This window comes from Marvinbryantia formatexigens DSM 14469 (genome assembly GCF_025148285.1).
In the GTDB taxonomy this organism is placed as follows: domain Bacteria; phylum Bacillota; class Clostridia; order Lachnospirales; family Lachnospiraceae; genus Marvinbryantia; species Marvinbryantia formatexigens.
Map to the genome: position 1 here is coordinate 188468 of NZ_CP102268.1, position 12946 is coordinate 201413.

The following is a 12946-nucleotide window of genomic DNA, read 5'->3' on the forward strand; positions in this document are numbered from 1 at the left end:
CATTTTCCTGTTCCGGCAACGGTCTCCTGAGTCCCGGATGCCTGTTATAAGCTGCCGCCTGCCAACTTCTCCACCAGACGCACAACGGCGTCCATAGACGGCTCTTCTGCCATAAAGGTTTCCATTCCAAGCTCATCGGCGGCCGCTTTTGTCTTTCTGCCGATGCAGACAGCCCGTACCTTCGTAAAATCCAGCCCCGGCACGCTCTCTGCAAAGCCTCTGACAGTAGATGCACTGGTAAATACCGCATAATCGGTTTTCTTCTCCTCAAATTCCGCACGGACATCAATCAGCGGCGATGTCTCATAAACCGTATCATAGGCTGCCAGGTCGTTCACAACCACTCCCGGCACCTTTGCAAGCTCCTCCAGAAGCTCCTGGCTGCCCGCCGCCGCGCGGAACAGCAAAATCCTCTCACCGCCCCGGCACGCTTCTGCAAGCGCTTTTCCAAGCTCCTGCGCATACGCCTGCTGCGGCATCAGATCCGCATAGCAGCCATATTTTTCCAGCTCTTTTCCGGTGCCGTTGCCGAGAACGGCAAGCTTTACCGCCGACAGGCTCCGGATATCCAGACGGCATTTTTTCAGATTCTCAAAGAACACCCGCACTCCGGAGGGGCTGGTAAACGCCAGCCAGTCAAAGGTACGCAGATTTTTAAGCGTCTCCTCCACCTCTCCTGCACACTCACGCGGCACGATACGGATTGCCGGAAGCTCCAGCACCTCCGCTCCCTGCTCCCGCAGCCTCGCCGCCATTTCCGAGACCAGCTCCCGCGGTCTGGTGACAAGAATCTTCTTTCCGGCCAGAGGCTTCTTCTCCTGCCAGGAAAATCGCTCCGCCAGACGGCACACTTCCCCGACTACGATAATCGCCGGTGTTTCGACACCGCGCCGCTCTGCCTCCTCCGGCAGGGTGGAAACGGTTGCAATTATCTTCTTCTGCGCCGCCGTCGTTCCCTTCTGCAGAACTGCCGCCGGCATATCCGCACGCATTCCCGCCTCCAGCAGCCCGCTGCAGATATCCGCAAGAGCAGTCACTCCCATCAGAAATACCAGTGTCCCGCCGGTGCGCACCAGCGCCTCAAAATCAATATTATACTGTTTATCCACGCGCCTGTGCCCGGTAATAATGTGCACAGAGGAACAGTAATCCCGGTGCGTGACCGGAATCCCGCAGTATGCCGGGACCGAAATCGCCGACGTCACGCCGGGCACAACCTCGAAGGGAATCTGCTCCTTCACCAGAAGCTCCAGCTCCTCGCCGCCTCTGCCGAACAGAAACGGGTCCCCGCCCTTCAGACGCACGACCAGTTGTCCCTGCTTCGCCTCCTCCACGAGCACACGGCTGATTTCCTCCTGTCTCATCGTATGGTGGCTTGCGCGCTTTCCCACGTTAATCAGCTTCGCGTCCCGCGGAATCATTCCAAGCACGCCCTGCCCGACAAGCGCATCGTAGACGACCACCTGCGCCCGTTTTAAAATTTCCTCGCCTCTTCGCGTAAATAATCCGGCATCAGCGGGACCAGCCCCGACAAGATACACCTTTCCCTGCATACTCCCATTCCTTTCTTTTTAATCTGCAGGCGTGCTTTTCCCGCACCTGCCACGGTCTGCCATCTGCAGACAGATATCCGGCAGACGACCAGCCATCTACAGACAGATATCCGACAGACAATCAGTTATCTACAGACAGATATCCGGCAGGCGGCTGCCCTGCGGTGCTCCCGACGACTGCACGCTGCCGGCAAGATATTCTGCCAGCTCCGCTCCGATGCGCTCCGCATCCGTGCGCGCGCCGCCCAGGCACCCCCGGCACCACCGCCCGGTATCCTCCTCATAATATAAACCCGTCAGCAAAATCCGGCTGCCCTCCGTGCGGGCATACGCTGCTACCGGCGAGCTGCAGCCGCCGTCCAGTGCACGGACAAACGCCCGCTCACAGAGCGCCGCGTCCCTTGCCTCATCATCAGAAAACGCCTTCAGATAGCTGTGATCCTCTCCGCACCTGCCCTGCACCGCAAGAATTCCCTGCCCGGCTGCCGGCACCATTTCCTCCGTCGAAAAATAACGGCTGATTCGCCCCTCCAGCCCCAGTCTCTTCAGACCGGCGGCCGCCAGAATCAGCGCGCCGTATTCCCCTTCATCCAGCTTGCGCAGCCGCGTAAGCACATTCCCGCGCACCGGATGACAGGTGACATGCGGATACAGCTCCTTTATCTGCAAAGCCCGGCGTCTGCCGGAACAGCCAAACGGCTTTGAAAAATCAGGTTCCACGGCGCCCTCCGGCAGTACCAGAACATCCCGCACATCCTCCCGTGCGGAAAAAGCGAGCAGCGGAAGCTCCTTTGGCACCTCCATCGGCACATCCTTCAGACTGTGGACCGAAAGGTCGCTTCTCTTCTCCAGAAGCGCTCTGTCAAGCTCTTTCACAAATAAACCTTTTCCGCCCACCTTATCCAGCGTGCGGTCGAGAATCTTATCGCCTGTCGTCTTCATCGTCAGAATGGATACCGCAAGCTGCGGATTCTCCTGCTCAATCGCCTGCTTCACTATCTCAGACTGGATAACTGCCAGCCTGCTCTCCCGGCTGCCGATTATGATTGTCCTTTTCATATAAATCTTCCAATGCCTCCATACATTCCCGGAAAGTCCGGTCGCTGACCTTCCGGCGCAGCCCGAACATCATTTTGCCAATGGTTTTCGCGGCCGCCGTCTCAATATATTCCTGATAATCCTGCAGCATTCCGGAGCTTTCCGGTTCCAGATGCGTTCCCAGCTCTCTGGTCTTTTTCTGCGTGCGCAGATGAAAATCCTCCACCAGCGCTTCCCGGACGTCCTGTATTTTTTCAATTACGTCCCTGCCCTCATACCAGTCAAAAAATTCTGCGATCTGCGCCTGCAGAATCTCCTTTGCCCGCGCAATATCCGCCTGTGTCTGTGCGCTGATATGCCCGGCGTCAAAATAATCAATATCATAGAGCGTTACGCCGGCCAGACTGCCGATGGATGGCTCAATATCCCGCGGCACCGCCAGATCGACCATGACCACCGGTCCATCCAGAGCCGCCTCCACCTCTTCCCGGCGCAGCGTATAGTTCGGACTCGCCGTTGCGCTTATCACGTAATCGCACTGCGGGAAAAGCGTCATACGCTCCGCGTAATTTATACGCCTGCAGCCTCTGGGAATGTCGACTACCCCGCTGCGGTAGCTGCGCACCGTAACCGTCACATCAGCGCCCTCGCTCCGGAATACATTAGCGGAAAGCCTGCCCATCTCACCGTTTCCGATTACCATGCACTTTTTCCCTTCAAAGGTATATCCCTCTTCCTTTAAAACCTCCACTGCCCGATGAATAACGGAGCTGTCCTTCTTTGAGAGCAGTACCTCTGTCTTCACTTTTTTTCCCGCCGTCACCGCCATGCGGAACAATACCTCCAGCACATTGTCCGTCGCATACTGCTCTCTCGCAAAAGCAAGCGCGTCTTTTACCTGTGTGATAATCTGATCCTCACCCAGAATGCGCGACTGCAGTCCGCAGGAAACCTCGAACAGATGGCTGACCGCTTCGCGCCCCTCCCGGAAAACGGCATATTGACGGTACTGCCGCGCGTCGACGCCCTTCTCCTGGCACAGAAGCTCAAATAAATCCGGCTTTACATCGTCCTGCACACTCGCCCACAGCTCCATGCGGTTGCAGGTGACAATCATGACACATCCCTGAAGCCCCGGAATATTTTTCCACCGCTCCATCGCCCCTGCCATATTCTTTTTTGTAAAAGAAAACACAGACCGCACATCAAGCGGGGCTTTCGTATGGTCTATTCCCGCCATATAAATGCTCATACTGCTTCCCTCACATGACGCACGAACATATCCCGGATCTGCGGATATTCTCCCAGCCCCTTCAGGTGACATTCCACGTCAAAGCCCTCCTCAGAAAACCTTGCCGCCCAGGAATCCCCCTCGCCCGACATATCATTTTTGGCATGGTCTCCCGCCACGATCATGAACGGGGCAAGGTGCACCTTCACCGGCTTTTCCTTTTTCATCCGGCGGATCAGAGCCTCCAGCGTCGGATACGCCTCCACCGTGCCAAGGAACATGTTTTCATGTCCCATATCCTTCATCATATAGTCCAGCGCGGCGTATATGCTGTTCGCGTAGTGCTCCGTCCCGTGTCCCATCAGCACCAGCGCTTCATTTTCCGGAAGCGTCTTCCATTCCTGCTCCAGCGCCGCAATCGCCTCCCGGCTGTCCTGCTCCGTCGTAAGCAGCGGCGCGCCCAGCCGTATTTCATCAAAATGCCCGTCAAAAGCGCGCACCTGGGCAGTCATCAGCTCGTTCTCGATGCCGTTCATAACGTGCGTCGGCTGGACAATCAGCTCCCGGATGCCGTCCGATTCCATCCGCTCCAGCGCCTCTTTTACATTATCAATCACGATACCGTCCCTGTTCTTTAATTTTTTCAGTATCATTTTACTTGTCCAGGCACGGTAAATACGGTAATCCGGAAAGGCGACACTGATATCCGCCTCAATCCGGTCTATGTTCTTTTCCCTGGTGTCCGCGTGGCTGGTGCCGAAGCTGACGACCAGAATTGCTTTTGTCTGCTGTTGTTCCATCATTTTTCACTCCTGCAAGCCCGCCGGATTGCACTTTCATGCACCCCGCGGCTTAATATCCATTTAATCCATGCGCCTTCTCATAATTTACCATCGCAGAGATATTGGCAATCTCATACGTGTTAAATACGGAAGCGGCATACTCATCTGTAAAATCACTGCCAGCCACCGCCGGCTCATACCAGCTCTTGCTGCGGAAATATTCATCCAGCGCCGCATTGTTAAAAATCCGCCCGTGCTTCGCATATATTTCGTTGCGCGCCAGCAGGATTTCCTCTGCGGAGAGACCATTTAAATCTTCCTCCGTGATATAGCGGCTGTCGCTGTCCGGGATAACATAATCCCCCGCAAAGCTGTAATGCAGACCGTCCGCAGAGGCCGTCTCCGCCTGCGCCCCGCCCTCTGTCAGTTCCGCTGCAAATTCTTTTGTAAATTTGTTTTCCCTTTCGGGATTCATATAATTTTTAAAGCAGGTCTCGCCGTACTGCTGTGCCTGCCCGGCGCTGATCGCCGTCTGCAGATTCTCATAATCCGATGTCAGATAGCGCCTTACCGTACAGAGCAGCCCCAGGTCATACTGCTCCGCCACAGAGGTCCAGATGACAGTTTCCGGATACAGCCCGACCGCATTTACCGCTGCGCGCGCCTGTGCAGTATCCTCCTCTGAAAAAGCGCTGCCGGATAAAGAAACATCCGCCGCCTCATAAAAATCCGCTCCGTCATGTCCCGCCGCCCGCATACTCCAGGAAACTCCGTCCGCAAGAAGCGATGCCGTGTCGCGCGCCTCGCAGCAGATAAACTGACCGCTCTGTCCATTCACAGCGAACACATCTATCTGCGCTTCATCACAGTCTAAAATGCCCTCCGCCAGCGTGTACTGTGCATTGCGCTGCAGCGTATTGTCCTTTCTCTGATAAACCTCCGCCACCAGCGTGTTTACCGTATCTCCCGCCTCATCCGTCTCCGGCTTCAGGCGGATAGCCAGCAGCTCCTCCGTACCGTCCCAGTCAAGGTCTGTCTGGGAGAGCGCAAGAAATCCGTTATAGCTTTTCTGCTGAAGCCGCCCGTCCTCTGTCAGATAGTTGCTGTCATAATATTCCACAATCAGATTGTCTTTGGAATATGTATAAAACAAATCTACCAGCGTCGCCCCGCTGTTTTCCTCCGCCAGTGCCGGAAGCACCGCAGAAATCATCAGCCCTCCCGTCAGTGCCGCCGCCAGTGCCGCTTTCGTTCTCTTCATATCTTCATCCCCTTTTTTATAAGCCAGTTCTTCGTGTGCCGCCGGGCGCCAGGCGTCCGGCATCATGGGTACAGTATAGCATACTCTGCCCCGGATTTCATTAAACTGCCCTTAAAATTTTCTGAGGATTTGAAACAAGGTTACTGTGAACGGAGTGAACAGTATTACTTCAGCGTCCGCCTGCCATGTAGAGAAGGGCGTTGCAGATGCAGGCGGCTATATTGCTGCCTCCCTTTCTGCCCCTTGCCACAATATATGGCACATCTGTCTGCATAATCAGTTCCTTCGACTGCACCACGTTTACAAAACCGACCGGCACCCCGATAATAAGCTCCGGAGCTATCCTCTGCTCTTCTATCAGCTCGTAAAGACGCACCAGCGCCGTCGGCGCGTTTCCGATTGCAAAAATCAGCGTTTTTTTAAGGGACGCCGCCTTATCCATGCTGACCGTGGCGCGCGTGGTGCCCTTTTCTTTCGCCGCCTGTGCAACATCCTCATCCGACATAAAGCAGCAGACCTCTCCGCCAAACTTCGCAAGCGCCTTTTTATTGATGCCCGCCTTTGCCATCTGCGTATCCGTCACAATGCAGGCGCCGGCTTTTATGGCGGCAAGCGCCTTCTCCACCGCATTCTCTGAAAAGCAGAGATTATCGGCATAATCAAAATCAGCGCTGGTGTGGATGCAGCGTTTGATAATCGGCGCCGTATCCTCCGGCAGCTCCCGTCCAAGCTCTTCTGTGATGATTTCAAAGCTCCGCCGCTCTATGTCCATCGGCTTTACTTTTTCCAGCTCTACCTTCATGCCATGCCCTCCTCCAGAATCTCATATATTTTTTTCATATCCAGATGTTTTCGCAGCTCCGACGCCAGAATGTCGTACTGTCTCTCTTTAAAGGCGGCAAAATCCACTGCCGTAATCTGGGAAACGTCCAGTCCTTTCGCCTTTCCGAGCGCCGTCACGACCGCCTTCGCCACATTCTCGCGGTCAAAGATACCATGCACATAGGTGCCGTACACATTGCCAAGAAAAGCTCCGTCCGGCTTCATCCCCACTGCGCGTCTGCCGCCCTGTGCGGCGCTCTTTTCCATACCCGCCGCATCTTCCGCGCTATCCTTTGCACCTGCCGAATCTGACCCGGCCGCATAGTTTTCAATCTCTGTCAGTGCGCTGCAATTCTCTCCAGGCGTTGTCACGCCCATGTGGATTTCGTAGCCGGAGAGAGGCTCCCCGGATAACCCGGCAAGTATTCCACTCACGTTTTCAAAGGTACCATTCACCCGCGTGCGCGTTTTTTCCCCGGCAAACACAGTTTCCATCGGAAGCAGACCCATGCCGCGCATCGTGCCGCCTCCCTCGACGCCCTGCGGGTCGCTTAAGCTTTCCCCCAGCATCTGATAGCCGCCGCAGATACCGAAAATCACCTTTCCTGCCGCCGCAGCCTTCAGCACCGCCGCCTCCAGACCACTCTGGCGCAGCCAGCGCAAATCCTCCATCGTACTCTTCGTTCCCGGAAGAATAATCATGTCGGGATTTTTTAAATCCGATACATTCCCCACATAGCGCAGGGAAACCCCTTCCATGTTTTCAAATGGATTGAAATCGGTAAAGTTTGCTATCCGCGGCAGCCGGATTACCGCAATATCAATCAGCCCGGCTTCCTGACTGCCAGAGAAGCGCTCCGTCAGACTGTCTTCATCCTCTACCTGGATGTGCAGATACGGCGCCACGCCCACAACCGGAATCCCGGTGCGTTCCTCCAGCATCCCGATGCCCGGATCCAGAATCGTCTTATCGCCGCGGAATTTATTGATGATCAGACCCTTTATCCGCGCCCTCTCTTCCTCCTCCAGCAGCATCACGGTGCCGATAAGCTGCGCAAACACGCCGCCGCGGTCGATGTCGCCCACAAGGAGCACCGGCGCATCCGCCAGCTTTGCCATTCCCATGTTTACAATGTCGTCGGCTTTCAGATTAATCTCCGCCGGACTGCCCGCGCCTTCGATTACAATAATATCGTATTCATCGGACAGCTTCTCAAAAGCCTTCATGATATCGGGAATGAGCTTTTTCTTATAAGCGAAATATTCCCGCGCTTTCATGTTCCCGATTACCTCGCCGTTTACAATCACCTGGGAGCCCACATCGTTCGTCGGCTTGAGCAGAATCGGATTCATGGCGACGGACGGAGCAACACCGGCAGCCTCCGCCTGCATCACCTGCGCGCGCCCCATCTCCAGTCCTTCCTCCGTGATATAAGAATTCAGCGCCATGTTCTGGGACTTAAACGGCGCCACTCTGTAGCCATCCTGTTTAAAAATACGGCAAAGCCCCGCTGTCAGAAGGCTCTTTCCCACATTCGACATCGTGCCCTGCACCATAATCACCTTTGCCATAACTGCTCCTTTAAAAAAATTGAAAAAGCTGAATGTATTTTATCTTATCCGGTGCCGCATACCTTTCGCTAAACGGCATAAACCCGTTTTGCCCGTCCTGATAAAATCTCAGCAGTCCGGGCTTGTCCTCACATTCCAGAAAAACAATCCCGCCGCCAATATCATGCCGGACCTTTACCAGTATTTCAAACGCCGCATCTATCAGGGCATTTCCTGTGATACTGTTCTCCATACCAGGCGCGTAATTCTTTCCAAGCTGCGCAATCAGAAACGCCGATACCGTATAACTGTCTGATGAAGCATCCAGCACGGCATATCTGTTTATTTTTCTGCGCTTCGCGCCGGAAAGCCCTTCGTTGCTGATTTCTATCGCCTTGTGCGCCAGTGCAAACACTGCTGCTATAAGATTATCTTCATCTATAATCAGATAGGTGACGGAAATCTTTTTTCTGGCAAAATCGTAGGCATTTTCCCGGACAAAATGCTGCAGTTCCTTATTTCTCGGACAGAAAAAACCGGAGAGAAGGACTTTTAAATTTTTCTCCCCGATTACATCCGCCATATCCAGAATATTCGCTATCCTGTACTCAGCCATTATCCGGAAACCTCTTTTCCATAAACTTTCTGATATCGTTTCTATCTGTCAGAAGAAATTTTCCCTGCACAGATGGTTTCCTTTCCGGCTTATCTTCGGATGCAGCCAGCGCATCAATAAATGCTGCAGCTTTTTTCGGGTCACTGATTTTTATTTTTGCAAATATACTTGATGTAGCCATAATCACACCTCCATAAACCACACACATCAGTCAGAAACATTCTCTTTTCTATAGAATAACACGGTTTTTTCGGTTTGTCTACATTGTTTTTGATTTTTCTATATATTTTTTGTTACTTCCTATTTTGACGATGATTCACTTGTGACATGCTGCTTTTTCAGCCCTGCACCATAATCACCTTTGCCATAATGCCATCACCCTTATCAGTTCTTCGTTTTCTTCATGCGTGCGCACAGCGATCCGGTAGTAACCTTCTGTAAGTCCCCGGTAATTTGCGCAGTCCCGGATTAAGATGCCCTCTGACCTGCATTTTTCTGAAAGTCCGGGTGCTCCGCTAAAAAACAGAAAATTCGCCGCCGAATCGTATACCCGGAAGCCCAGCTCCGTCAGCTTTTCACGCAGCCAGGCGCGCTCCTGTCCGACCAGCGCTCTCGCCTGCTCTACATATTCTGTTTCCTTCAGCGCCGCCACACCTGCCATCTGCGCCGGAAGAGAGACGCTCCAGGGCTGACGGTTCAGCTCCATGCGCGCAAGCAGCGCTTCATCCGCGCAAAGCCCGTAACCAAGGCGCAGCCCCGCCATCGCATACGTTTTTGTAAAAGCTTTCAGCAGAAAAAGCTGCGGATTTTCCTGCAGAAGCATATTAAAATCACTCTCCCGCGGCTTATCCAGAAAATCCAGGAAGCAGACGTCCAGGACCATGCGGATATGCTTCTCCTGGCAGACCGCCAGAATGCGCTCCAGCAGCGGGCGCGGTATCTGCACGCCGGTCGGATTATTGGGATTGCAGAGAAACACCATATCCAGCTCTGCCGTCAGGCAGTCCAGATAATCCTCCCCGATAGCAAAGCCGTCGGCTTCCCGCAGCTCATAAAAGCGGATATCGCAGCCCTGCGCCGAAAGCGCCTGTTCATATTCGGCAAATCCGGGAGAGACCAGCAGCGCCCTGCGGGGCTTTTCCGCCGCCGTCAGAGAAAAAATAAGCTCCGCCGCGCCGTTTCCGCAGATAATCTGCTCTGCAGGCACCTGTTCTCTTTCCGAAAGCGCCATGCGAAGTCCGCTGCAGTGCACATCCGGATAATTTGCCGAACGCCGCACGCCCTCACAGGCCGCCGCCGCCACCCGCTCCGGCATTCCAAGCGGGTTTAAGTTCGCAGAAAAATCAATACGGCAGGAAGATGTATAAATATCCCCGCCATGCTGATGCTTTTGCATAGTTACCTTTCCTCCATCCTGCTTACAGACATATGCATATCCATTTTACCGCCGCCATAAATACCAGCGCCAGCACCGCCGTCATATACAGCAGACGGTTTGCGCGCACGATATCCTCCGTCTCGATGGGGCGGATATCATCCCCAATCGTCTCCTTCACATGAAGCACGCCAAAATACCAGGCGTCCCCCGCGAGCTGCACATCAAGCGCTCCCGCCATCACCGCCTCCGTCTGGGCGGAATTGGGGCTTGCATGGCGCAGACGGTCCCGCCGGAAAATCCGCCAGGCATTTTTTGCATCCATGCGAAGCAAAAAGGACGCTGCAATCATAAACAGCGCAGACAGGCGCGCCGGCAGAAAGTTTACCACATCATCCAGCTTCGCCGCGAATCTGCCAAAATAAAGATAGCGGTCATTTTTATATCCGAGCATGGAATCCATCGTATTAATCGCCTTATAAAAAAAGCCAAGCACCGCGCCGCCGATTGCCATATAAAACATGGGGGCAATCACGCCGTCCGACGTATTTTCCGCCACGGTCTCCACCGCCGCCTTCGTCACGCCCGCGGCGTCCAGATTCTCCGTATCGCGGCCAACAATCATCGAAACCGCTTTCCGGGCGCCCTTTATATCGTTTTTCTGCAGTACGCGGTATACCTTCATGCTCTCGTCCCGCAGGGATTTTGTCGCCAGAAGCTGCCAGCAGAGCAGGCTCTCAATCACCAGGCGCAGATAAGGATGCACCATCTGCGCAGCAAGCAGCAGAAGGAGCGGAACGCCTGCCGAAATCAGGACAACGCAGACCGCAAGCAGCGTCCCGGCTGCAAATTCCCGTTTATGAAATTTTTCTTCAAGAAGCGCCCGGTCAGCCGATTTTCCCTGCGTAAAACGAATGATTTTCGGATTTTTTTCCGTCTCCGCCGGAACTACCTTAAACAGCCTCCGCAAAAGTTTCTCCAGCGCCGCGATCAGATTTCCAATCATGCGGATGGGATGATAAATCCACGCGGGGTCGCCCAGCAGCAGATCCAGCAGAAAACCGGCCAGAAGCGCCAGCAGTGATAACCTCATTTTTCCTACCTCACCTGATTTTTTTTAAGCCGCTCCCGCTTTTGGGGAGCAGACGCCGCCGGTATCCGGCGCATTTTTTCACAAACTCCTCCGCTATCTGCGGACAGGAATAGTAATACAGATGCGGAAAGCCCGCCAGCAGCGTGTCCGTGCGGTGCATACACCGCCAGCTCCTTTTGCGCAGCGGCTTGCGCGCAAGAAAAGCACCGCCATTGTCCGTACTGTCAAAATAGTGGAACTCGTGCCCGCGGATTTTTATGTCGCGCAGCCCGTCCGCATTCCCGGCAGCAGCTTCTTCCCGCAGTCTGTCTGCGTTCCCGGAAGCCGCTTCTTCCAGCGGTCTGTCCGCATTCCCATCGGATGCTTCCTCCTGCGATCTGTCCGCATCCCCGGCAGGCGCCTCCGCCAGCTCCACATATCCGAAGCGCGTCAGTCTGTCCGTGCGGTAAGCCTGCGCGTCTATCACGCCCGCCATTTTCCACGCCCGTTTTTCCATGTCCTCCATCGTGCGGTGCAGATACATAAATCCGCCGCACTCCGCCATACAGGGCATTCCGCCGGTTATTTTGGCGCGGACATCCTCCAGCATCGCCGTATTTCCGGAGAGCTGCTCTGCATACAGCTCCGGATAACCGCCGTACAAAAGCACCCCGTCCGCCTCCGCCGGAATCTCCCGGTCATGTATCGGGGAGAATTCCACAATTCGTGCGCCGCACTCCCGCAGAAGCTGCAGATTGTCCTCATAAATAAAGCAGAACGCCTCATCGCGCGCCACGGCAATCGTGACAGGAGCGCGCTCCGCTGCCGTGTTCTTTTGCCGCGCCGCACCTTCCGCCGTGTTCTTTTGCCGCGCTGCACCCTCCGGCGCATCTTTTCCCTGCGGCAGCGGTCCCGCCGATGCCGCCAGCTCCAGAAGTCTGTCAATAGCGAGGCTTTCCTCCAGCACCTGCGCCAGCTTCTGCAGCTTTTCCTCCAGGCGCTCCACTTCGTCCGGCATCACCAGCCCCAGGTGCCGGCTCTCAATCAGACAGTCCGTCACCTTCGGAACGTAGCCGTACACGCGCACGCCAAGCTCCTCCTCAATTCTCTGCCTGATTTCCGGATAAAGCCCGGCGGACATCTGGTTTAAAATCACCCCGCGGATACGGCTGTCGCCGCGGTATTCCAGAAATCCCTTAATGTACGCAAGGACCGACAGGCTCATCCCCCTGGTATTGACAATCAGTACCGCCGGCGTCTCCGTCACCCGCGCCAGGTCATAGGCGCTCGCCGTATCAGAAATACCGCCAAGCCCGTCGTAATACCCCATGACGCCCTCCATGACCGAAATATCCGCTCCGGCGGCATTTTTTGCAAACAGATACCGCGTCGTCTCCTCCCCGGTAAAAAAGGTATCCAGATTCCGCGCCTTCGTCTTCAGCACCTTTTCATGGAACATCGGGTCAATATAATCGGGTCCGCACTTAAAGGACGCCGCCGTCAGGGAACGGTTCTTCAGCGCCTGCAGCAATCCGCAGGTAATCAGCGTTTTTCCGCTTCCGCTCGCACCCGCTGTCAGAAGCAGGCGCGGATATATTTTCTGATTATCTTCCAAAATGTAAAACCTGCCTTTCCATCCCGTCAG

The 12946-nt window shown here is 54.8% G+C and carries 12 protein-coding genes; all 12 read right to left on the reverse strand.

Annotation, left to right across the window (positions count from 1 at the left end; all coding sequences use genetic code 11):
- Positions 1 to 44 precede the first annotated feature (44 nt).
- The 12 genes from cobA to NQ534_RS01005 all read right to left on the reverse strand — a co-directional run bounded on the left by cobA (position 45) and on the right by NQ534_RS01005 (position 12916).
- Positions 45 to 1553, reverse strand: coding sequence for a uroporphyrinogen-III C-methyltransferase (gene cobA, locus NQ534_RS00950; RefSeq protein ID WP_006860184.1), 1509 nt, complete (start codon positions 1551 to 1553; stop codon positions 45 to 47).
- 129 nt (positions 1554 to 1682) lie between these two features.
- A complete protein-coding gene (gene hemC, locus NQ534_RS00955; protein ID WP_006860182.1) occupies positions 1683 to 2612 on the reverse strand; it encodes a hydroxymethylbilane synthase in 930 nt (309 codons plus the stop codon).
- Entirely contained in the window at positions 2554 to 3843 is a 1290-nt protein-coding gene (hemA, locus tag NQ534_RS00960) for a glutamyl-tRNA reductase (protein WP_006860181.1), read from the reverse strand. Before hemA ends, hemC begins: the two co-directional genes overlap by 59 nt.
- On the reverse strand, positions 3840 to 4625 hold the full coding sequence (locus tag NQ534_RS00965) for a sirohydrochlorin cobaltochelatase (protein WP_006860180.1): 786 nt from the start codon (positions 4623 to 4625) through the stop codon (positions 3840 to 3842). The genes hemA and NQ534_RS00965 overlap by 4 nt, the downstream gene beginning before the upstream one ends.
- A 49-nt stretch (positions 4626 to 4674) precedes the next feature.
- Complete coding sequence (locus NQ534_RS00970) at positions 4675 to 5865, reverse strand: YARHG domain-containing protein (protein ID WP_157200712.1); 1191 nt, start codon at positions 5863 to 5865, stop codon at positions 4675 to 4677.
- A 169-nt stretch (positions 5866 to 6034) separates the two neighbouring features.
- A complete protein-coding gene (locus NQ534_RS00975; RefSeq protein ID WP_006860178.1) occupies positions 6035 to 6667 on the reverse strand; it encodes a precorrin-8X methylmutase in 633 nt (210 codons plus the stop codon).
- Entirely contained in the window at positions 6664 to 8259 is a 1596-nt protein-coding gene (locus NQ534_RS00980) for a cobyric acid synthase (RefSeq protein ID WP_006860177.1), read from the reverse strand. Before NQ534_RS00980 ends, NQ534_RS00975 begins: the two co-directional genes overlap by 4 nt.
- A 10-nt stretch (positions 8260 to 8269) precedes the next feature.
- The gene (locus NQ534_RS00985) at positions 8270 to 8854 is read right to left on the reverse strand and encodes a hypothetical protein (protein ID WP_006860176.1); all 585 of its coding nucleotides are present in this window, start codon (positions 8852 to 8854) and stop codon (positions 8270 to 8272) included.
- Positions 8847 to 9035, reverse strand: a complete 189-nt coding sequence (locus NQ534_RS00990) for a hypothetical protein (protein WP_143115869.1) — start codon at positions 9033 to 9035, stop codon at positions 8847 to 8849. The genes NQ534_RS00985 and NQ534_RS00990 overlap by 8 nt, the downstream gene beginning before the upstream one ends.
- Positions 9036 to 9209: 174 nt before the next feature.
- Positions 9210 to 10250 (reverse strand): pyridoxal phosphate-dependent aminotransferase, encoded by a 1041-nt coding sequence (locus tag NQ534_RS00995; protein WP_006860174.1) that lies wholly within the window; start codon positions 10248 to 10250, stop codon positions 9210 to 9212.
- 22 nt (positions 10251 to 10272) lie between these two features.
- On the reverse strand, positions 10273 to 11322 hold the full coding sequence (gene cbiB, locus NQ534_RS01000; RefSeq protein WP_006860173.1) for an adenosylcobinamide-phosphate synthase CbiB: 1050 nt from the start codon (positions 11320 to 11322) through the stop codon (positions 10273 to 10275).
- A gap of 10 nt (positions 11323 to 11332) precedes the next feature.
- A complete protein-coding gene (locus NQ534_RS01005; protein WP_006860172.1) occupies positions 11333 to 12916 on the reverse strand; it encodes a cobyrinic acid a,c-diamide synthase CobB in 1584 nt (527 codons plus the stop codon).
- Between the last annotated feature and the right edge of the window lie 30 nt (positions 12917 to 12946).